15 protein-coding genes are annotated in these 21176 nt (G+C 64.6%); 7 read left to right on the top strand and 8 right to left on the bottom strand.

The annotated features are described in order from the left end of the window. Positions 1 to 64 precede the first annotated feature (64 nt). Complete coding sequence (locus FJ941_RS17950) at positions 65 to 895, bottom strand: tetratricopeptide repeat protein (RefSeq protein WP_140507741.1); 831 nt, start codon at positions 893 to 895, stop codon at positions 65 to 67. 131 nt (positions 896 to 1026) lie between these two features. Here FJ941_RS17950 and FJ941_RS17945 point away from each other — a divergent pair, with 131 nt between their 5' ends. The 5 genes from FJ941_RS17945 (at position 1027) to pdeM (ending at position 7017) form a co-directional block, all read left to right on the top strand. Continuing rightward, entirely contained in the window at positions 1027 to 2391 is a 1365-nt protein-coding gene (locus FJ941_RS17945; protein ID WP_140507610.1) for a M17 family metallopeptidase, read from the top strand. A gap of 70 nt (positions 2392 to 2461) precedes the next feature. Beyond that, entirely contained in the window at positions 2462 to 2812 is a 351-nt protein-coding gene (locus FJ941_RS17940) for a MarR family winged helix-turn-helix transcriptional regulator (RefSeq protein WP_140507608.1), read from the top strand. 30 nt (positions 2813 to 2842) lie between these two features. Then, positions 2843 to 3703 (top strand): NlpC/P60 family protein, encoded by an 861-nt coding sequence (locus FJ941_RS17935; RefSeq protein WP_140507605.1) that lies wholly within the window; start codon positions 2843 to 2845, stop codon positions 3701 to 3703. Between the two features lie 66 nt (positions 3704 to 3769). Then, complete coding sequence (locus FJ941_RS17930; RefSeq protein WP_140507603.1) at positions 3770 to 6304, top strand: ligase-associated DNA damage response DEXH box helicase; 2535 nt, start codon at positions 3770 to 3772, stop codon at positions 6302 to 6304. After that, positions 6301 to 7017, top strand: a complete 717-nt coding sequence (gene pdeM, locus FJ941_RS17925; protein WP_140507602.1) for a ligase-associated DNA damage response endonuclease PdeM — start codon at positions 6301 to 6303, stop codon at positions 7015 to 7017. Before FJ941_RS17930 ends, pdeM begins: the two co-directional genes overlap by 4 nt. A 3-nt stretch (positions 7018 to 7020) precedes the next feature. On the opposite strand, the gene FJ941_RS17920 is transcribed toward pdeM, so the two are convergent. Genes FJ941_RS17920 through FJ941_RS17910 form a run of 3 tightly spaced genes read right to left on the bottom strand, consistent with a single transcriptional unit; the run spans position 7021 to position 11624 of the window. Next, the gene (locus FJ941_RS17920) at positions 7021 to 7956 is read right to left on the bottom strand and encodes a DmsC/YnfH family molybdoenzyme membrane anchor subunit (RefSeq protein ID WP_140507600.1); all 936 of its coding nucleotides are present in this window, start codon (positions 7954 to 7956) and stop codon (positions 7021 to 7023) included. A 6-nt stretch (positions 7957 to 7962) separates the two neighbouring features. After that, entirely contained in the window at positions 7963 to 8697 is a 735-nt protein-coding gene (locus FJ941_RS17915) for a 4Fe-4S dicluster domain-containing protein (RefSeq protein WP_140507599.1), read from the bottom strand. Next, positions 8694 to 11624: a molybdopterin oxidoreductase family protein gene (locus FJ941_RS17910; protein ID WP_181169858.1), complete on the bottom strand. Its 2931-nt coding sequence runs from the start codon at positions 11622 to 11624 to the stop codon at positions 8694 to 8696. Before FJ941_RS17910 ends, FJ941_RS17915 begins: the two co-directional genes overlap by 4 nt. Before the next feature lie 278 nt (positions 11625 to 11902). On the opposite strand from FJ941_RS17910, the gene FJ941_RS17900 reads away from it, so the two are divergent. After that, complete coding sequence (locus tag FJ941_RS17900; protein WP_140507595.1) at positions 11903 to 12799, top strand: LysR family transcriptional regulator; 897 nt, start codon at positions 11903 to 11905, stop codon at positions 12797 to 12799. 2 nt (positions 12800 to 12801) lie between these two features. On the opposite strand, the gene FJ941_RS17895 is transcribed toward FJ941_RS17900, so the two are convergent. The 4 genes from FJ941_RS17895 to FJ941_RS17880 form a co-directional block, all read right to left on the bottom strand. Then, the gene (locus FJ941_RS17895) at positions 12802 to 14058 is read right to left on the bottom strand and encodes an Hsp70 family protein (protein ID WP_140507593.1); all 1257 of its coding nucleotides are present in this window, start codon (positions 14056 to 14058) and stop codon (positions 12802 to 12804) included. 163 nt (positions 14059 to 14221) lie between these two features. Continuing rightward, entirely contained in the window at positions 14222 to 15010 is a 789-nt protein-coding gene (locus tag FJ941_RS17890; protein WP_140507591.1) for a TIGR02186 family protein, read from the bottom strand. Further along, positions 15010 to 15933, bottom strand: coding sequence for a sulfite exporter TauE/SafE family protein (locus tag FJ941_RS17885; RefSeq protein WP_027141986.1), 924 nt, complete (start codon positions 15931 to 15933; stop codon positions 15010 to 15012). The genes FJ941_RS17890 and FJ941_RS17885 overlap by 1 nt, the downstream gene beginning before the upstream one ends. Before the next feature lie 193 nt (positions 15934 to 16126). Then, positions 16127 to 20197, bottom strand: a complete 4071-nt coding sequence (locus FJ941_RS17880; protein WP_140507589.1) for a peptidoglycan-binding protein — start codon at positions 20195 to 20197, stop codon at positions 16127 to 16129. A 454-nt stretch (positions 20198 to 20651) separates the two neighbouring features. On the opposite strand from FJ941_RS17880, the gene FJ941_RS17875 reads away from it, so the two are divergent. Beyond that, a complete protein-coding gene (locus tag FJ941_RS17875) occupies positions 20652 to 21113 on the top strand; it encodes a MerR family DNA-binding transcriptional regulator (RefSeq protein ID WP_140507737.1) in 462 nt (153 codons plus the stop codon). The last annotated feature ends 63 nt before the right edge of the window (positions 21114 to 21176 follow it).

Genomic DNA, 21176 nt, shown 5'->3' with positions numbered 1-21176 from the left:
CGAAAACAAAAAGCCGCGCTGTAATCGAGCGCGGCTTTTACGATTTGCGGTAAGCTCGCGGCGATCAGTTGGTGGCGGTTTTCGCCGGTTTCGCCTTGTCCTGGTCCTTGAGCTGGCTCCAGGCGTTCTGCTGGGCCAGCATTTGCCTGAGATAGGCGACGTTGGCCTGTGCCTGTTCGGGGGAAAGTTCTTGCGAGGCGATCTTCTCGGCTTCGTCGAAACGGCCCTGCAGGCCGACGACGAGCGCCAGGTTCTGGCGCACCCGGCTGTCGGCGTTCGACTGCTGGGCGGCCGACCGCATATAGGTCTCGGCGGTGCGCAGATCCCCTTCCAGCACATAGGACATGCCGAGATTGGAAAGGATCGAGGGCTCGTTCGGCTTGAGTTCGAGGGCTTTGCGGTAGAGTTGGCGCGCCTCGTCCTTCTGGCCGGTCTGATCGAGGATGGCCGCCTCCGCCGACACCAGCCTCCAGTCGGGATATTCGGGCGTCTGTGCGCGGCGCACCGCATCGAGCGCCGCCTCGAACTGGCCGTTGGCGGCCAGCGCCTTGCCATAGGCGGCGAGTACGTCGCGGTCCTTGGGATAGGCGATCGCCAGCTTGCGCATCACGGCAAGCGACTGGTCGGCATCCCCATCCATCTGCAGCGCCGCCGCGAAATTGGTGGCGATTCGCTTGTCGGTGGGGTTCCTCGCATAGGACTGGCCAAGAGCGGCACTGGCGTTGTGCAATTCTCCCGCCGACATCGTCTCCAGCGGCTTGCCGCTGGTGCGTCCGATGGAGCCGGTGGTGAGCTTGTCGGTTGCGCATCCCGCGACACCTGCCGCGAGCGCCAGCATGAATGCCGTGGTGATGAGCCGCTTTCCCCGGATGTTTATCGTGCGGTTGGTCGGCATCGGCACCCTGGGCCTCCATTCATGCGCGTGGCCATTGCGTGGCCATCTTCCCTCCAGCAGAAATATTCTGTTAACCCTAACGGAGGGTTAAGAAACGCCGACTCGGGCGAGTTCGGCAGGAGAAACGTCTGATGTCCGTGGAACTGGTCGAGAACAAGCTGAAGAACCCGCTGCCGATCCATCTGGTCGCCAGGGACGGGCTGGACGCGGCCGGTCTGTCGCCATCTATTGTCGCTTGGGCCAAGGCAAACGGTTTTTCCGGCGAGGCCGGCAGGACGCTGGTCGTGCCGGGCGAGAACGGAGTGCTCGGCGGCGCCGTGTTCGGTCTTGGCGACGGTGAGGGCGCGCTCGGTCTGGGCGCGCTGTCGAAAACCCTGCCGGAAGGCGACTGGCACTTCGCCTCGGTGCCGGCCGAGCCTGAACTCGCGGCGGTCGCGCTGGCGCTCGGCGGCTATGTCTTTACCCGCTACGGCAAGAAGCCGGGCAAGGCGCTGCGCTTCGAATTGCCGGCCGGCGTCAATGCGCAGCGCGTTCGCCGCATCGCCGACGGCGTTTTCCTGACGCGTGACCTCGTCAACACACCGACCAACGATATGGGGCCGGACGATCTGGAGAGGGCAGTGCGGGTCCTGGCTGGGACCCACAAGGCCGAAGTCTCCGCCATCAAGGGCGACGACCTGCTCACACAGAATTTCCCTATGATCCACGCCGTCGGTCGTGCGTCGTCCGATGCGCCGCGCCTGATCGACATGACATGGGGGCAGCAAGGCGCGCCGAAGGTGACTTTGGTTGGCAAGGGTGTCTGCTTCGATACGGGCGGCCTCGATATCAAGCCTTCTTCGGGCATGCTCCTGATGAAGAAGGACATGGGCGGCGCGGCCAATGTGCTGGGCCTGGCTTCGATGATCATGGCTGCCGGGCTCAACGTACGGCTGCGGGTGCTGATCCCCGCGGTCGAGAATTCGATTGCCGGCAATGCCTTCCGCCCCGGTGACGTGCTGGCGAGCCGCAAGGGCATATCAGTCGAGATCGGAAATACGGACGCGGAAGGGAGGCTGGTGCTGGGCGATGCGCTGGCGCTTGCCGACGAAGAGGAGCCGCAGCTCCTGGTCGACATGGCGACCCTGACCGGAGCAGCCCGCGTTGCGCTGGGTCCCGACCTGCCGCCCTTCTACACCGATGACGGGGCGTTTGCCGCGGAGCTGGCGGCCGCCTCCATCGCGGTCGAGGACCCGCTGTGGCGCATGCCGCTGTGGCGGCCCTACGACGCGAAACTGTCGTCGAAGATCGCCGACATCAACAACGTCACCACGGACGGTTTCGCCGGGTCGATCACGGCGGCGCTGTTCCTCAAGCGCTTTGTCGAGAAGACGGCAAGCTGGGCCCACTTCGACATCTTCGCCTGGAACCCCGCCGATCGCCCCTACGGCCCTGCCGGTGGCGAGGCGCAAGGCATCCGGGCGTTGGAGCGGATCATGTCGACGCGCTATGGCTGATGCGCAAGCAGGGCCGGCAAATTGCAGAAACTGAAACGGAACCGAAACAATTTGCCGTCATGCTGGCGCGATGTCGATTGCGATGCGCCCGAGCCAAGCCTTGCGACTGTGGCAGCAAGTGATGCTGTCGCAGGTGCGCGAGGATGCGCCTGATCTCACCATGCGGCAGACGGCAATTCTGTTCACCATCTATCTCGATCCGCCGCCGCATACGGTGCGCGGTCTTGCCGCCCGCCTCAACGTCACCAAGCCGGTCATCACGCGCGCCCTCGACACGATGGGCGCGCTGAAGCTGGTGTCGCGTCATCGCGACGAGCTCGACAAGCGCAACGTCCTGATCAAGCGCACTGTCGAAGGCGCGCTCTTTGTCGAGCGCTTCGGCGATGGTATCATTGCCAAGGCCCACGACCTGCCGATCTGAACAATTTTCCTATCTAACTGGATTGCCGATTTGACCGCCCACGACCCCCGCCTGCACGCCTTCCGCTCCGATCTCGCCGATGCCAGGTTGAAAGGAGAGGTCGCTGCCGACCGTTTCGTAGCGGGCCGGCCGGCGCGGATTTCGGTCCCGGTGGCCGATATCCGCAAGGCGCCGGCGCTGGATTCGGGCGTCAACACGCAAGCTCTGTTCGGCGACGATGTCCTGGTTTTCGAGAATAGAGAGGGCTGGGCCTGGATCCAGGCCGAGCGAGACGGCTATGTCGGCTATGTCGCCGACGCCATGCTGGGCGAGCGGGACCATGCGCCCACCCACATCATCTCGGTGCCGCGCACGTTCCTATATCCCGGTCCCGATCTGCGCTTTCCGATTGCCGGGCAATTGTCGATGGGATCGACGGTAACCGTGACGGGTGCCGCCGAAACGCGCGGCACGCACTATGCACTGCTGCCCTCCGGTGAAGCCTTGATCGCTGGCCATCTGCAGCCGATCGGCGAAGTGGCCGGCGACTATGTGTCCGTGGCCGAGACGTTTCTCGGCACGCCCTATCTCTGGGGCGGTGTTTCCGGCTTCGGCATCGATTGCTCCGGCCTGGTGCAACTGGCAATGCGCATGGCCGGCAGGGAGGTGCTGCGCGATTCCGACATGCAGGCCAATTCGGTCGGCGAGCCGCTTCAGCCCGGCCCCGATTATACGGGGCTGCGACGTGGTGACCTTGTGTTCTGGAAAGGCCATGTCGCCATCATGACCGGCGCCGAGACCATGATCCACGCCAACGGCCACACCATGCTGGCGTCGCGCGAAGGGCTGAAGGAAGCCATCGCCCGCATCGGTTATCTCTATGGCGCGCCGACAGGGTTCCGGCGGCCGTAAGGCTTTCGATCCCCTTTTGTTCCGATTCTGCTTGGCGATTGCGCGCCGCCGCGCTACCTCTGGCGGGTGACCGAGCTGCCGCGCCTCGCAGACCAGAATGCCGCCGTCGTCTTGCCCGAGCCATTTGTAGAATGGTTCGGCGAGAAAGGCTGGTCGCCGCGCGCGCATCAGATCGAACTCCTGGCGAAGGCCCAAGCCGGGCAATCTGTGCTGTTGATCGCGCCGACCGGCGCCGGCAAGACGCTGGCCGGCTTCCTGCCGTCGCTGACCGAACTGGCCGTCAGGCCGAGGCGAAAACCAGGCCAGGCGCGGCGCGGTATCCACACGCTGTATATCTCGCCGCTGAAGGCATTGGCCGTCGACATCGAGCGCAATCTCGGCAAGCCGGTCGAGGAGATCGGTCTGCCCGTCACCATCGAAACGCGCACCGGCGACACCCCCGCCCACAAGCGCCAGCGCCAGAAGCTTGCGCCGCCCGATATCCTGCTCACCACGCCGGAGCAACTGGCGCTGCTGATCGCGGCAGGCGATGCGAGGCGCTTCTTCGAGGATCTGCGCTATGTCGTGCTCGACGAATTGCATTCGCTGGTGACGTCCAAGCGCGGCCATCTGCTGGCGCTTGGGCTGGCGCGGCTGCGCAGCTTTGTCCCTGGCCTGCAGACGATCGGGCTGTCGGCGACGGTGGCCGAGCCGGGCGAATTGCGGCGCTGGCTGGTCAGCCAGAACCCGCGGGGTGATATGGCGGAATTGATCACTGTGACGGGCGGTGCGAAGCCCGAAATCTCGATCCTCGATTCCGAGGAGCGCGTGCCGTGGGCGGGGCACTCGGCGCGCTACGCCACGCCGGAAATCTACCGCGAGATCAAGCGCCACAAGACGACCCTGCTGTTCGTCAACACACGCAGCCAGGCGGAGCTGCTTTTCCAGGAGTTGTGGCGCGTCAACGAGGACACGTTGCCGATCGCGCTGCATCACGGATCGCTTGACGTCGCCCAGCGGCGGCGCGTCGAGAAGGCGATGGGCGAGAACGCGCTGCGCGCCATCGTCGCCACATCGACGCTCGATCTCGGCATCGACTGGGGCGATGTCGATCTGGTCGTGCATGTCGGTGCTCCGAAGGGCGCCAGCCGGTTGGCACAGCGCATCGGCCGTGCCAACCACCGCATGGATGAGCCGTCCAAGGCGATTTTGATCCCCGCCAACCGTTTCGAGGTGCTGGAGTGCCGGGCCGCACTCGATGCCAATTATCTCGGCGCGCAGGATACGCCGCCGCTGGTCGATGGCGGGCTCGACGTGCTGGCGCAGCATGTGCTCGGCTGCGCTTGCGGCGCACCGTTCCGCGCCGATGACCTGTATGAAGAGGTGCGAACGGCGGCACCCTATTCAGGCCTCGATCGTCCGAGATTTGACCGCGTCATCGATTTCGTCGCCACCGGCGGCTATGCGCTGAAGAATTATGAGCGCTACGCCCGCATCCGCCTGAACAAGGATGGACTGTGGCGCGTATCCAATCCGCGCGTTGCCCAGCAATACAGGCTGAATGTCGGCACCATCATCGAGGTGCCCGCGCTCAACGTGCGTTACGTCAAGGCCGGCAGCAAAGGCTCGGCGTCGCACGGCGGCCGCGTGCTCGGCAAGATCGAGGAGGCGTTCCTCGAAACCTTGACGCATGGCGATACCTTCATGTTCGCCGGCAAGGTACTGCGCTTCGAAGGTATCCGCGAGAATGAATGCTTCGTCTCGAACGCGCCCGGCAGCGACGCCAAGGTACCCTATTATGGCGGCGGCAAGTTCCCGCTCTCGACCTATCTGGCCGAGCAGGTCCGCATCATGCTGGACGATCCGCAGCGCTGGAAGAAGCTGCCGGAGCAAGTGGCCGACTGGCTGCGGTTCCAGTCGGACAAATCGATGCTGCCCAAGCGCGACGATTTGCTGATCGAGACCTTTCCGCGCGGCAACCGCCACTATCTGGTCGCCTATCCCTTCGAGGGCAGGCTGGCGCACCAGACGCTTGGCATGCTGCTCACCCGTCGCCTCGACAGGGCGGGCGCCAGGCCGCTCGGCTTTGTCGCCACCGACTATGCGCTCGCTATATGGTCGCTGGGCGACATGGGCGCCATGTTCAAAGCCAGGAAACCTTCACTGAGCGCGCTTTTCGATCAGGACATGCTGGGCGACGACCTGGAAGCCTGGCTGGCCGACAGCTGGCTTCTCAAGCGCACTTTCCGCAATTGCGCGCTGATCTCGGGCCTGATCGAAAAACGCCACCCGGGCCAGGAGAAAAGCGGCAGGCAGGTCACCGTGTCGACCGACCTGATCTACGACGTGCTGCGCAGCCATGAGCCGGACCACATCCTGCTTCAGGCGACCCGTGCCGACGCGGCGACCGGCCTGCTCGATGTCAGCAGACTTGCCGACATGCTCTCGCGCATCCAGGGTAGAATCATGCATAAGGCGCTCGAGCAGATTTCGCCGCTGGCCGTGCCGATCATGCTTGAGATCGGCAAGATGCCGGTGAACGGCGAGGCCGATGAAACGCTGCTGATGGATGCGGCGACGCTGGTCGAAGAGGCCATGGGGCCTGGGATGGTTGACGAATGAACTTTTCGCTGGCGCGCGCATCGCTGATCGCCGAGGCCGACCTTGTCGGCATCGCGGGTGAGCGCGCGGTCTGCGATCCGCGCGGCGTGCTCTATTTTCCCGAGCTCAGGCTGCTGACAGTATCGGACCTGCATCTGGAAAAGGGGTCGTCGCTGGCAAGGCGCGGCACGCTGATCCCGCCCTACGATACCGGCGCGACCCTGCTGCGGCTGCAGGCCGTCATATCGGATTACCAGCCGTCGATCGTCATCAGCCTGGGTGACTCCTTTCACGACGGCGGCGGCGCCAAACGCATGCATCAAAGTTTTCGCGAACGGCTGGAAGCGCTGATAGCAGGCCGCGACTGGTTCTGGGTCGCCGGCAATCACGATCCGGAAGCGCCCGCCGACCTGCCCGGCGAAACCGTGCGGGAACTGGCCATAGGCTCGCTGCTGTTCCGGCACGAGCCATCGAAGGTGCGGGTCGAGGGCGAAATATCCGGCCACCTCCACCCCTGCGCCCGTATTGTGCAGCAAGGCCGCTCGGTGCGCAGGCGCTGCTTTGCCGGCGATGGCGGCCGCATGATCATGCCTGCCTTCGGTGCCTATACCGGTTCGCTCAATGTGCTCGACCGCGCCTATGCCGGCCTGTTTCGCCTGGAGACGCTGATGGCCTATATGCTTGGCACTGAGCGCATCTTCGCGATTTCAGGCTCGATGCTGAGGCCGGGCTGAGATCTATCGCCCGTAGTAGAGCATGACCGTGTGCTTGGCCTCGGCGAAGAACAGCCAGCGCTCGACCAGCATGCCGGCGAACTGGACAATCGCGGCCAGCGCCGAGAACGCCGTCGCGAAGGGCCAAGGCAGCGCGAAGGTGACGATCAGCAGCAGGATGGGCAAAGCGAAGGCCAGTATTTGCGTGATCCGGCGCAGCTTCGCGCTGTGCTTGCGCGCGACGCGAAAGCCCATTTCCTTGAGCAGGTAGTTTTCTTCCGTATGCGGCCATTCCAGGGATTGCACCGTGCCACCGGTCAGCCCCGTCGCGGTGTTGGCATTGGTCGGGATTTCAAGCCGGTCGTTGTGGCGCCAGGTCGCCAGCTTCCAACCCCAGCCGAGCAAGGTGAGCAGCGCGGAAGCCGTCAGAAGCATTTTCGAGTCGAGAGAAAATGCTTGCAGCACAGCGTTCAGAAGCACGCTGCCGCTCATCGCCGAGTAGATGAGATAGCCGGGCAAGGTGTAGGGGCTGTGCCACTGGGCGATGGGTTTCAGCGAGGCATAGATCATGCCGGTCATGCAGACCGTGACAATGGCGCCAATGGTCGCCAGAGCGCCTGCGGCCGCCACCCAGCCATCGAGGCGGCCAAGGAAGATCCAGCCCATGCCGAAAAGGCCTGCGGGAATGAAGGTGGTGACCGAAGCGACGCCTTCGCGCGACAGCCATGAACTGCGCCATTGCGAGAACGCCCGCCAGGCACGTTCGGGCCTGCCGAGATGACCGGTCGATGACAACAGGCCGGCGGCGATCAGGCCGAGCGCCAGTCCCATGCCGACGAAGCCCGGCCAGAAATCGGGTGCGATGAAGCCGAGCGGACCGAGCACGCCGAGCAGCGCGAGCAGCCCATAGCCGGCACCCGTGGCGGTGGTGAAGAAGACGACCGAAAAAGCTGGATGCATGGATGGTCAGCTTGAAAGCATGCGGTCGACCCAGCCAAGGAAACCGCCCTCGGCCCGTACCGGCTCCAGCGCGGGAGCGGCCACCGATGCGGCGCGTTGTGTGTGAGCGCGCGGCGGCAGGTATTTGTTGGTCGGGCGATAGCCTAGTTCCGGCATCAGGTCGACACCGCCCCGCTCCGCCACCAGTTGCGAAACGGGGGATTGGGGATCGCCGAGGTCGCCGAAATGCCGCGCGCTGGTCGGGCAGGCGGCGACGCAGGCCGGCACGCGGTCTCCCTCGGCCAGGTTGTCGTTATAGATGCGGTCGACGCAGAGCGTGCATTTCTTCATCACGCCGACATCCGTGTCGAATTCGCGCGCGCCATAGGGGCAGGCCCAGCTGCACAATTTGCAGCCGATGCACTTGTCCTCATCGATCAGTACGATGCCATCGGAGGCCCGCTTGTAGGAGGCGCCCGTCGGGCAGACGGTGACGCAGGCCGGCGTCTCGCAATGCAGGCAGGAGCGCGGGAAGTTCACAGTGCGCCCCCCCATCTCGGTGATGTGCTCGTAACTGTGTACGCGGTTGAACCAGACCCCGTCGACATGGCCGCCATAGGGGTCGATGTCGGTCAGCGGCGCCATGTGGCCGCCGGTATTCCACTCCTTGCAGGCGGTGACGCAGGCCTGGCAACCGACACAGGTGTCGAGGTCGATGACGAGGCCAAGCTTCTTGCCGCCTGGATGGGGAAGACAGGTCATTCGGCCGCCTCTCTAGCCTGCCGGAACCCGGTGCCGAAAGTGAGCTTGTCCGGCGAGGATCCGAAATGCGGTGGCTGATGAAAACGCTCGAATTGCGGTTCGGTGAAGCCGATCTCTTCGGCCGTGCATTTCACGATGCGGACGCGCAGATCGAACCACGCAGCTTGTCCCGTGACCGGATCGGAATTCGAATAGCGTTTGCCGCTGACGTCAGCAGAAGTCTGGTCACCGATAATGTGGTTGAGCAGGAAGCCGCGATTGCTCTCGGCGGCATCGTCCTTCAGCCCCCAGCTGCCGCGCCTTTTGCCGATCGCATTCCAGGTCCAGACCGTGCTCTCGTTCACTCCGTCGACCAGCTTGATCTGCCCCTTCACCTTGCCGTTGATGCTCTCGATCCACACCCAGTCGTCGTCGGCGAGGCCGAGGCCGGCCGCGGTCCGGTGATGTACGAACAGCCGGTTCTGGCTGGTGATCTGCCGCAACCACGCGTTTTGCGAACCCCAGGAATGGTACATGTGCATGGGCCGCTGCGTCAGCGCGTGCAGCGGATATTTTCCAAGGTCGACGGCCGCTTCCTCGAATGGCATGTACCAGAACGGCAGCGGGTCCATGTAGGTCTCGACGCGCTCGCGTTCGCTCTCGGGCGGCACCACCAGGCCATGACCGCGCGCGGCCAGCCGAAAACGCTGTATCGGTTCGGAATAGAGCTGGAAGACGATCGGCTCGGCCTTCGGGATGAAGCCCAGTTGCACCGCGAAGTCGAGATAGGAGCGGTTGGCCATCTTGTAGTAGCGCTGGTCGTCGGTGAAGTCGTGGTGCCAGAAACCGCCGTTGTCGATGTAACGTTGCAACTGGTTGGGGTTGACTTCGCCCTTGCCGATCGAGGTTTCATCCTTGCCGCGCCAGCCGGCGAGCGGGCCGATGCCGGGCGTGCGTTCATGATTGACGATGTAGTCGGCGTAGTCGCGGTACTTCGCCGAGCCATCGTTTTCGACGAAGCCGGGCAAGCCAAGCCGCGCGCCGAGTTCGATCAGCACCGACTGGAACGGCCTGACGTCGCGGTCGGGCTCGAGGACCGGATGGCGGATGGCGTCGCCTGGCCCGTCGGCATGGCTGATCGGCCGGTCGAGCAGGCTGATACAGTCATGACGCTCGAGATAGGTGGTGTCGGGCAGGACGAGGTCCGCGAACGGCACGGTCTCGGAGTAGTAGGCGTCGGAATAGATGATGAAGGGGATCCTGTAGTTGCCCGCTTCATCATGATCGGTGAGCATGGCCATGGTCTCGACCGTGTTCATCGAGGAATTCCAGGCCATGTTCGACATGTACATCATCAGCGTGTCGATCGGGTAAGGATCGCCGGCCCAGGCGTTGCGGATGACGGTGTGCATCAGGCCATGCGCCGCAAGCGGCGAATCCCAGGAATAGGCTTTGTCGATGCGCAGCGGCGTGCCCGCTTCGTCGACCAGCAGATCATCGGGCCCGCAAACGAAACCGAGCGGCATGCCGTCGAGCGGCGTCATCGGCCTCACGTCCTTGCCGCACGGCTTCGGACCCGGCGGGGCGGATCTGGGGTAGGGCGGCTTGAAGCGGAAGCCGCCCGGCACGTCCACCGTACCCAGCAGAACCTGCAGCAGGTGGATGGCGCGGCAGGTATGAAAGCCGTTGGAATGGGCCGAGATGCCGCGCATCGCGTGCATCGAAACGGGGCGTCCCTTGATCGTCTCATGCCGGCGCCCCGCCCAGTCGGTCCACGCGACCGGCAATTCGATTGCCTGTTCGAAGGCGACGTGGGCCAGTTCGGCCGCGATCCGGCGGATCGTTCCGGCGGAGACGCCGCAACGCTCCGCGACCGCATCGGGTGCGTAGCTCTCGTCGAGATAGCGGTCTGCAATGAGCTGGAACACCGGCACGCAGTGGCGGCCATCGACATCGCAGCTGCCGGTCAGTGCCGGTTTGGCGTCGGCATCGGTGGCGTTCACCGTACGCTTCGCCACTCTGTCCCATGCCAGCGGATTGCCGTCGCTGTCGCGCACGAACAGCCCGTCATCGGCCGCACCCGGCTCCTGGATAACCAGGACATGCGCGTTGGTGTAGCGCAGCAAATAATCGAGATCGACGCGGCCGGCTTTCAAGAGTTCGTGGATCAGCGCGAACACGAACAGGCCGTCCGTGCCGGGCCGGATGCCGATCCAGTCGTCGGCGATCGCATTGTAGCCGGTCCGGCACGGATTGATCGAGACCACCTTGGCGCCGCGCGCCTTGAGCTTGCCCAGCCCGATCTTGATCGGGTTGGAATCATGGTCCTCGGCGACGCCGAACAGCATGAAGTATTTCGTGTTGTCCCAATCGGGCTCGCCGAACTCCCAGAACGAGCCGCCGATCGTGTAAAGGCCTCCGGCCGCCATGTTCACAGAACAAAAGCCGCCATGGGCGGCGAAGTTCGGCGTGCCGAACTGGCTCGCCCACCAGCCTGTCAAGGATTGCGACTGGTCACGCCCGGTGAAGAAGGCGAGTTTTTTAGGATCGGTGCGGCGGATATCCGACAGCCGCCCGGTGACGATCGAGAAGGCTTCCTCCCATTCGATCTCGCGGAACTCGCCCGAGCCGCGTGGGCCGATGCGCAGCAATGGCTTCTTCAGTCTGGCCGGGCTGTAGTGCTGCATGATGCCGGAGCTGCCCTTGCCGCAGATCACGCCGCGATTGACCGGATGATCCTTGTTGCCGTTGATGTAGCGGACCTTGCCGTCCTTGATATGCACGTCGATGCCGCAGCGGCAGGCACACATGTAGCAGGTCGTCTTGGCGATGCTGTCGGAAACGTCAGGCGAGGTGTCGACGCCATCGCCCTCATCGGGCGCGCGCGTGTCGGCAAGCTGGCGTTGCGAGGGGGCTGAATTGGCGCCGCGCGGCGGTCCTTGCATCATCATCCCGTGCTGCTCGCGCGGCCGGCGGATTTGGCTCGCGTCTTCGGCCCGGGGCCGCGCATGTAATGCTCTTCCGGGTGGTATCGATCACCGGCCAACCGCCGTCGGATGCCGCGGGTCCAATGCGCAAGCAGGGATCTGAACCGCCCGATCATTTTATCCTTCGCGATCCACTGGCGAATTTTTTCTAACTTCTTCCGAAAAAGTAGAATAAAGCTATCGATCCGTCTAATCAGTTGTTCTTGTAAATTCGATCGATATTGGTTCTTAATGCGCGCATGACTCTGGATCAGTTGCGCATTTTCGTCGCCGTCGCCGAGCGCGGCCACATGACCAAGGCGGCCGAACTCCTGGGCATTTCCCAATCGGCCGCGTCGGCGGCTATTCGCGCGCTGGAAGAGCAGCACGGCGTCCATCTGTTCAACCGCGTCGGCCGCAACATCGAGCTGGCCCAGACCGGCCACCGGTTCCTGCCCGAGGCCAAGGCCGTGCTGGAGCGGGCCGCTGCCGCCCGCAATGTGCTGGAACATGTTTCGCAGACGGTCGCCGGCAGCCTCTCCATCGCCGCCAGCCTGACCATCGCCAGCTACTGGCTGCCGCGCCGGCTGGCCTCCTTCCACGAGGCGCATCCGGCCGTCAGGCTTAGCGTCACCATCGGCAACACAAGGCAGGTCGAGGCCAGCGTGCTCGATGGAACCGCCGATCTCGGCCTGGTCGAAGGGCGCACCGAATCCGATATATTGCGCCGCGCCAAAGTCGATACCGACCGGTTGATGCTGGTCGTTGCCAGCTCTCATCCCAAGATCGTCGAAATCGCGCCGGGCCGCCCCGACATCACCGGCCTGCGCTGGATCATCCGCGAGGGCGGCTCCGGCACGCGCGAGGTGCTGGAGGATCTGGCGCGCCGCGAGGGGATTTCGCTTGCCGACCTCAGGATATTCCTGGTGCTGCCCAGCAACGAGGCGGTTCGTCAGGCCGTCGAGGCCGGCGCCGGCGCGACCATCATTTCGGAGCTCGTCGTCGGGCGCGCGGTCGCCGAGGGGAGCCTGAGAGCCGTGCCGATCGAATTGCCGAAGCGCGACTTCGCCATGATCACCCATCGCGACCGTCAGGCAAGCCTGGCCCAGATGGCGCTGAAGGCGCATCTGGCTGCGGAGATGAACGGGTCAGGGTAGGGTCAGCCGAACTTCCTCTGCGCGTCGAGCGCCAGGCCAAGCCCGACCGATCCGAACATGTCGCCGTCGATGACGGAAGCCTGCGGCACCAGCGACAGGATTTCCCGCCTTGCCAGCGGGATCGCAGTCGATCCGCCGGTCAGGAACACCGCGGTGATGTCGGACGGCTTGACTCCGGCGTCGCGGATGGTCTGCGCCACCGTTTCGGTGACCCGCTCGATATCCCGGGCGATCGTGGCCTCCAGTCCGTCGCGCGTGATTTCCGCGGCGAAACTCGCGTCCGGCAGCTTCACCGCCACGTCCGCCGATGACCTGTCGGTCAGCTCTATCTTGGCTTTCTCGACCAGCGCCGCCAGCGCGTGCCCGTAGCGGTGCTCGACGATATGGATGAAGCGGTCGACCAGATCGGCGCGCGCGGCCTCGTAGCGGATCTGGCGCAGATGCATCATCGCCTTGGCGGTGTAGACCAGGTTGATGCGCTGCCATGTGGCGAGATCGATGAAGTAGCTGGCCGGCAGATTGCGTTTGCCGTCCTTGGTCGCGGAGAGATAGCCGAGCTGCGGCATGACATGGGCGATGCTCAGCAGCCGGTCGAAATCGGTGCCGCCGATATGGATGCCGCGGCTGGCCAGGATGTCGTCCTTGCGGTCGATCGATCGCGAGCGCTCCGGCGAGACCCGCACGATCGAGAAGTCCGACGTGCCGCCGCCCATGTCGATGATCAGCGCCAGTTCCTCGCGCGTCACCTTCTGCTCGTAGTCGAGCGCCGCCGCGATCGGTTCGAACTGGAAGGCGATATGCTTGAAGCCCTGGGCACGGGCAGCCTTCTCGAGTTCGCCTTGCGCCTCCGCGTCGGCTTGCGCATTCTCATCGACGAACTGCACCGGGCGGCCGAGCACCACGCTCTCCACCACGCCGCCGGCGTCCGCCTCCAGCCGCGTCCTCAGATGACCGATGAACAGGCCGATAATGTCGATGAAGCCGATCTGGCGCGCCTTGATACGCGTCTTCTCGTGGGCGAGCGAACTGCCGAGCACGCTCTTTAACGAGCGCATCAGGCGGCCTTCGGTGCTGTCGGTGTAGTCGCCGATCGCGCGACGGCCGAAATAGGTGTGGCCGTCCTCGAAATTGAAGAACACCGCACTTGGCAGAGTGGGTTGTTCGCCCTCCAGCGCGACCAGCCGCGCCTTGCCGTTCCGGATCACGCCCACCGTGGAATTGGACGTGCCGAAGTCGATGCCGCCGAATGCCTGATGCATTGCAGCCTCCTGTCATTGTTTCACGGCGGCAAAACAGCGGCGGCGCATCGCGCTGTCATCCGGGACCGCTCTTGCGAATTGTATGTGCGTGTTTGCCCCTGGGCTGGGAGGCGGCGGTTTATCGCATGGCGGGAAAAAGGGGAACCCCTCTTTTCCCGCAACATCAATCTTTGCGGAACACCAGCCGACCGAGCCAGCCCGTCACCATGGCCAGCGATATGGCGAACACGCCGTAGAGGAACGAATAGTCGTGGGCGACGCGGAAGATCGATTGTTCGAAGCCTGATTTGCGGATTTCGAGTTGCGCCGAACTCTCCTTCACGAAGAGGCCGCTCTTGAATAGGAACGCGCGCGCCTTGTGCGTGCCGACCGACACATTAGGCGCCAGCCTGACGGTGGCGCGAAACAGGTTCTGCGACAGGAATTGCACGCCGCCGACATTCTCGCTGTAGAGGCCGGCGGCGGCCTTGCGCTCGCGCAGTGCCGCCGTGAATTCCTCGATCGTCGCCGGGCTGTCACCGGCATCGGCGGGCTGCATATAGAGGTTGGAGGCGCCGAGCGACAGTTGCTTGTAGCTGTTGGGTTCGGTGATGTCCTGCAACGGCCGCGTCGTCGCCACCGAATAAGACACCGGCACGTTCTCGAAGGTCTCGGAATCCAGATTGACCCAGACGCCCAGTACCCGGTCCTTGCGGCGCACCACCACCGGTTTTGGTGGCCCTTCGAGCACGACGATGACGTCGTAACGGCCCTGGCGTGCCACCAGCGGGTCGGGATTTTCCAGCGAACCGAAAATGGTCAGGTCGGCGCCGGAAAAACCGGCGGTGATCGACACGGTGTCGGTGGAGAGGCCGATCTGGATGCCTTCCGCCAGCGGCGTCTGCGCCTTCGCCGGCGCCGCGGCGGTCAGGGACAGGAGAGCGACGGTTGCGAACGCTTTCGGGCCATTCATCAGTTGAGGCCTGCGCCGGACAGCGAATAAAGGTTGGGCGGCGTGACGAACAGATCGGTTGCGAGCCGGATCGCCACCGCCAGCACCAGCAGCGCCAGCAGGGCTCTCAATTGCTCGCCACGCAGCCGCTGGCCGGCCTTGGCGCCATATTGTGCCCCGGCCACGCCGCCGGCCATCAAGAGGAAGGCCAGCATCACATCGACGGTCTGGTTGGTGGTGGCGTGAACCAGCGTCGTGTAGGCGGAGGTGAAGATGATCTGGAACAGCGAGGTGCCGATGACGACGTTGGTCGGCACTTTCAAGAGATAGATCAGCGCCGGCACCATGATGAAGCCGCCGCCGACGCCCATGATCGACGACAGGAAGCCGATGCCGGCGCCAAGCCCGAGCACCGGAATGACGCTGACGAACAGTTTCGACGCGCGGAAGCGCATCTTCAGCGGCAAACGGTGGATCCAGTTGTGCTGGCCGGATTTCTTCAACACCGGTGCCGCCCCGCTGCGCGTGGCGCGCAGCGCGTTGATGCTTTCGACCAGCATCAGCCCGCCGACGGTGCCGAGCAGCACGACGTAGAGCAGCGAGATGAACAGGTCGAGCTGGCCGAGCCTGCGCAGGAAGCCGAACACGTAGATGCCAGCGGTGGACCCGACGATGCCGCCGGCCAGGAGCACGCCGCCGAGCTTGAAGTCGAGCGTGCCTCGCTTCATGTGCGAAAGGACGCCGGAGACGGAAGAAGCGATGACCTGGTTGGCGCCGGTGGCGACCGCGATCGCCGGGGGAATGTTGTAGAAGATCAAGAGCGGTGTGATGAGGAAGCCGCCGCCTACCCCGAACATGCCCGACAGGAAGCCCACCGCGGCGCCCATGGCCAGCAGCACGAAGACATTGACGGAAATTTCCGCAATCGGGAGATAGATGCCCACCCGTCAGTCTCGATCAGTTTGCCTGTCGGCGAATAAAGCCGTTGTGGGCAGTCTCGCATCGAAAAGCCAATTTTCTCTTGCGACGACGCGGCAGCGGGATCAAATCCCGCCACCGCGCCGAAACAAAAAGACAACTCAATCAGTTAACAGGCAAATATATGGCAAGGGCGTCGTGGAAACGACGCTTCTGCCGTTATTTGCGCGCCAGCAATGCCTTGACCAGTTTCTCGTCGACCGCGCCGGTCGCCGGCAGCTTATTGGCGGTCTGGAAAGCGATGATCGCGTTCTTGGTCTTCCCGCCCATCACGCCGTCGGCGCCGCCGGCGTCATAGCCGTTCTTGTTGAGGATGAGCTGGATGTTCTTGACCGCCTTCTTCATGTCGATGCCGGCGGTCGTCTGCGGCGTGCCTTCCTGCCAGGATTCAGGAATGTCCACCGAATTGGCTGTCGCGTTGAGCGGCTTGGCCTTCCACAATTCTGTCGCTGCGCGCGCCCGCTCGAGCTGCTCGGGCCGCAGCGCATTGGCGATCTCGTCGCGCTTGGCCGCGGCATCCTTGTCACCGGTCTTGGCGACGAGCGCGAACCATTTGTAGGATTCTTCCAGGTTCTGCTTCATGCCGACGCCCTTGGCGGCGAGGATGCCGAGATTGAACTGGCTGTCCTTGATGCCGAGGTCGGCGGCCTCCTGGAACCAGTGCGCGGCCGATTGATTGTCGGTCACGCCATCGGCGGCCATGGCGAACAGCACGGCCAGATTGTGCATGGCGCTGGCGTTGCCCTGCGCGGCGGCGAGCTGGTACCAGGTCTTCGACTTCTTGATGTCGCGCGCGACGCCGATGCCCTTCTCGTAGAAATTGCCGATGCGGTATTCGGCCGGCGCGAAGCCGAGTTCCGCCGACTTCTCATACCATCTGGCGGCCACAGCCATGTCTTCCTTGACGCCGCGCGACTCGGCGTAGCGCGAGCCGACCTCGAACAGTGCCTTGGCGTCGCCACCGGCGGCGGCGTCACGCAAGGCGGCCGGGCCGGCATCTGCCGGGATGTCGAACTTGGTCGTGGCTGTCGCTGCCGCCTTGTCCATGGGCGCAACGGCGCCAGTCGTGTCGTTGGCCGTTGCCTCGGTCGCGACTGGCGTAGCAGGGGCCGGTTGGGCATCGGCATCCGTCTGCGTACCGCCGGCGATGGCGGCCGGTGCCGGATCCGTCATGGTAGGAGCAGCGGTCATCGGAGCAACAGGCGCCTGCGCGGCCGATGCTATCGCGTCGGGAGCGGTTGTGCTCGGGCCGGAAGCCATGGCCGACGCGACCGATGCCGGAGCGGCCCCGGCGGCAGGTGCGGTATCCGTATCAGACGGCGTGGCCATGACGGTCTGCGCCGCCATGTCGTCCTTGCTTGCCGGCGCGGATTGTTCCGCCTGCCTGACGGCAGGGGCCGGCGCGCTGTCTGTCGTCGCCGGCTGGACTTCGGTCTTCGGCTGGCTGGCGGTATCGACAGATGCCGTCTTCACCGGCTGCGAGGCGACGATCGGGGCCGTGTCGTTATTTGCCACCTGGGCGGCGGGATCCGAAAGAAACGCCTTGCCGAGCTGCAGGCCGGCAAGCGCCAGCATGATCGCTGCCGCAGCCATCAGGATCGGCTTGCGCCGCGCCTTGAGCAGGTCGCCTATCCTGAGCGCCTTGACCGGGCCTTTCATCGTCGACTGGCGCTTCAGGGCGTCGGCTTCGGCCGCGGCCGCCTGCGCCGCGCGCCGGGCAGCGGCGATGAAATCCGATTTCGCCGCGTCGCTGTCGCCGGGCTTTGCCGGTTGTCCGCGCTCGTCGCGCACGCGCTTCATGATGGCATTGAGGTCGGGCGCGCCGGAGCCGGGCTCCAGCGGGCGGTTGGCGACTTTCGGGTCGAGCGGCTCGTCGAGATCGACACTCGGGATATCGACGCTCGGCGCCGAGCCGGCCAGCGGCGGAACATCCGCCGCCTTCTTGCCCTTGAAGGCGCGCGCCAGGCCGCCGAACATCGACTTGCGGCCAGCAGGCTGGCCCTCTCCGGCGGTGGCGTCGGAACCGAGTGCGGCCATCGCGGCGGCGGCTGCTGCTTCCGCGGGCGAGCGCGCGCCCGGCCGGGCAGACAAGCCCGTTTCAACGTGCGGTGCCGGCTCGCCGGGCTCGGCGCGCAATATGGCCGCGGCACGCGCGTCCAGATCGGCCATGCCGGTCAGCGGCTGCGGCTCGTCCATCGTCATCGACGGTGCGTTCACGGCCATCTTGGGCCGCCGTGCGCCCCGCCAACCACTCGGTTCGATCGGAGCCGCGTCGAGGAGTTCGCTTACCGCTTCGGACGGGTCGCTGGTTTCCAGCGAACCCAGCCTGTCGACGATCTTGAGCAATGTATCGTGAATGGCCTCGAAGGTGCGCGAATTGCGCTCGTCGGAACGCCGCGTCAATGTCTCCAGCGTCTTCAGGTCCTGGGCGAGGCCAGATACCGCGGCCGTATTGGTGCTCGTTCCGGCCAGCGAGCGCACCGCGTTCTCAGCCGCCTCGCGTGCGGCGCCGAGGATGGAATCGCGGGTCCCGGCCAGCGCTTTTTCGATTTCGTTGAGCCGCGGGCTGATGTCCTCGAAATCCGGCAGCGGCGTGCTCGGCTTGGAAAGATGCGCAGACAGGCCGGCGACCTGCGCCTCCAGGCTGCGGATCAGCGCCGGATCGATGCCGGCGACTTGGGCCGCCGAAGCGTCCAGGCGGCTTGAAATATCCTCGAGCCTGCTTTCCAGCCCGCGGATCGCCGCCTCGCCGGCGGGATCGGGAGCGCGCGTTTCCATGCGCTTGGCCAGTGCGGTGAAGCGGGCGTCGATGGCGTCCATGATGCCGGCGCTGTCGACCTGCGCCATGCTGCGCTGATCCAGCCGGTCGGCAACCTCGTCCAGCCGGCGCTCGAGATCGCGAAACAGCATGTTGCCCTGTTCGATGGCGTCGCCCTGGCGACGCTCCATCATGCCGGACAGCACGTCGAAACGCTGCTCAAGCCCCTGGAAGATGTAGTCGGCGTCGGGCATGGCCGGCGCCTGATCGATCTTGTCGGCGATCAGCGCGATCTGCTTTGCGAGCCGTTCCGTCGCCTGCTCGGGCAGGTTGGCGCGGCCGGCGAGGTCATCGACCCGGCTCGACAGCGTGTTCAACCGGTCGACCACGACATTGCCGGGACGGTCCTGCGCCACTTCCTCGATCTGCTGGGCGAGCGAGTCGATCCGCTTCTCGATGCGCTCGAAGGCTTCGTGGTCGATTGAATTCGCCTGTGCGGCGACTGTCGAGGCTACGATGGCGCGGGAAATCTCGTCCAGCCGCTCGTCGATCATGGCCAGCGTGCCGCCGCCGCGATTGTCCTGCTGGTTGGCGAAATGGTCGACCGCCCCAGCCAGTGTGCGGACCTTTTCCTCCAGCGAACGCAGCGACAGCGATTCCGGCAGGTTGTTGACGGCGTTGCTGATCTGCTCCAGCCGATCGGTCAGGGCCGCAAGGGCGGGATCGTCGGAGCGCTTGCGCTGATCGGCGTCGACGCGGTCCTCGAAGGCAGTCCAGCGGCGATCGAAATCGTCCCAGCGGCGGTCGACCTTCTGCACGCTCTCCTCGCGCGCCAGCGTGTCGAGCGCGGCCTTGACCTGCTCGAGTTCCAGTCGCAGCAGGTTGACGCTCCTGTCGTCACTCTTCTCCGACAGCGATTTGATGGCGCCGGACAGCCGCTCGAATTCCACGCCGAGTTCGGCGCTGCCCTTGCCTGTCGCGCCGGGCTTGGCGTTCGCCTGGAAGGCGCGGTCGATGTCCTTGCGCAGCGCGTCGAATTCGCGCTGCAGGCCTGAAGTCACCTGGTGGCGCAGTTCCTCGCGCATGCCGCGCAGCTCGCCCGCGATCTTGCCGACCATGGCGACGCTGTCTTCCTGGCCGCGCACGCGGTCGATGTCGCGCGCGATTGCCTGGTAATTCTGGTCGAAGGCAGGCGAGGGCGCCGGGTTGTGCGCACGCGGTGCCGGCTGCGGATCCTCATACCAGCGCTGCTGGGCCGTCGGCTGCGCGGCGGGATAACGCGGTTCCGCGGCGGGGTAACGCGGGTCGGCGCCATATTGGCGAGGAACGGGCCGTGCCGTCGCGTCCTCACGCGTCTGCCCCAGGCGCTGTTCCAGGGTCTCCAGCGAGCGGTTCAGCTGCTCGAGCGTTGTCTGCGGCTTGCGCTGCCTGCCGGCATTGAGTGTATCGAGATAGGACCGCTTGCTGTTCATCGGTGCGTCCGTCTTTCAGATTGGCCGGCTTGCGACCAGCTCCCCAAGTCCCTGCCGGAACGAGGCGACCGCGCTTCCATGCCACGGTGGAAGACAAGCTTCCCGGGTTTCACCCGCGCTCCGAAAAACCGTGAAAATTCGATACAGGATAACCACGGATAGCCGACACGCGCACATTTCGCCCAACGTGGTAAACAACGCGTTAACCAAGCTTAAGAAGTTGCAAGGAAGTTGGCTGTCGCGATTTCCGGTGCGGCATAAGGCACCGTTCTCAGAACGCCCTTGCGTCATGAGGCGGCTATCGGTATAGAATTGACGTAAACGTAAATGGCGCATCAACTGTGCTGTTTTGCGATTTGTTTGTTGAAACCACGGCTGGAAGCACGCCCCCGCTTCCAGTCAGGCGACGCATGGTCCGGGACCGCGACGCCACCAGACGGGGAAGCCAGTGACCATGAAACTTATCTCGGCCGGCGAGACCGCGGCCAATACCAATAATGCATCCGTAGAAGTCGGCGAGGATCTCTCCCGCATCGGCGAAATGGCCAAAAAGTATGGCGTGACGCTGCGCACGCTGCGCTTCTATGAAGACAAAGGCCTGCTCCACCCGCAGCGCGACGGTTCGACCCGTCTCTATACGCGCCGCGACAAGGCCAGGCTGAAGCTGATCCTGCTCGGCCGAAAGGTTGGGTTCTCGCTGCGCGACGTCAAGCAGATGATGGACCTCTACGATCCGACCGGTTCCAACACCAAGCAGTTGCGGTTGGCGCTGGACAAGTCGGAGAAGCAGCTCGCTCGCCTGCAGAAGCAGCGGGCACTGATCGACGACGCCATCAATGAGCTCGGCGGCTCGATGTCGGCGGTGCGCCAGATGTTGGCCGAGCGTTCGACGCCGCAGGCGAGCGTCGCGAGCTAAGCCACTCTCCGACACTGTCGGACTTTCACCATCAAAGCCGCGTGGCCATGCTGCGCGGCTTTT

This window comes from Mesorhizobium sp. B2-3-13 (genome assembly GCF_006442195.1).
In the GTDB taxonomy this organism is placed as follows: Bacteria; Pseudomonadota; Alphaproteobacteria; order Rhizobiales; family Rhizobiaceae; genus Mesorhizobium; species Mesorhizobium salmacidum.
The sequence above is the reverse complement of the archived record's forward strand: the minus strand, read 5'-3'. Positions and strand labels throughout refer to the sequence as shown.

Excerpts from the sequence above, each read along its gene's own strand:
- FJ941_RS17950 (WP_140507741.1), bottom strand. The coding sequence starts at position 895 with ATGCCGACCAACCGCACGATAAACATCCGGGGAAAGCGGCTCATCACC.
- FJ941_RS17945 (WP_140507610.1), top strand. The coding sequence starts at position 1,027 with ATGTCCGTGGAACTGGTCGAGAACAAGCTGAAGAACCCGCTGCCGATC.
- FJ941_RS17940 (WP_140507608.1), top strand. The coding sequence starts at position 2,462 with ATGTCGATTGCGATGCGCCCGAGCCAAGCCTTGCGACTGTGGCAGCAA.
- pdeM (WP_140507602.1), top strand. The coding sequence starts at position 6,301 with ATGAACTTTTCGCTGGCGCGCGCATCGCTGATCGCCGAGGCCGACCTT.
- FJ941_RS17920 (WP_140507600.1), bottom strand. The coding sequence starts at position 7,956 with ATGCATCCAGCTTTTTCGGTCGTCTTCTTCACCACCGCCACGGGTGCC.
- FJ941_RS17915 (WP_140507599.1), bottom strand. The coding sequence starts at position 8,697 with ATGACCTGTCTTCCCCATCCAGGCGGCAAGAAGCTTGGCCTCGTCATC.
- FJ941_RS17910 (WP_181169858.1), bottom strand. The coding sequence starts at position 11,624 with ATGATGCAAGGACCGCCGCGCGGCGCCAATTCAGCCCCCTCGCAACGC.
- FJ941_RS17900 (WP_140507595.1), top strand. The coding sequence starts at position 11,903 with ATGACTCTGGATCAGTTGCGCATTTTCGTCGCCGTCGCCGAGCGCGGC.
- FJ941_RS17895 (WP_140507593.1), bottom strand. The coding sequence starts at position 14,058 with ATGCATCAGGCATTCGGCGGCATCGACTTCGGCACGTCCAATTCCACG.
- FJ941_RS17890 (WP_140507591.1), bottom strand. The coding sequence starts at position 15,010 with ATGAATGGCCCGAAAGCGTTCGCAACCGTCGCTCTCCTGTCCCTGACC.
- FJ941_RS17880 (WP_140507589.1), bottom strand. The coding sequence starts at position 20,197 with ATGAACAGCAAGCGGTCCTATCTCGATACACTCAATGCCGGCAGGCAG.
- FJ941_RS17875 (WP_140507737.1), top strand. The coding sequence starts at position 20,652 with ATGAAACTTATCTCGGCCGGCGAGACCGCGGCCAATACCAATAATGCA.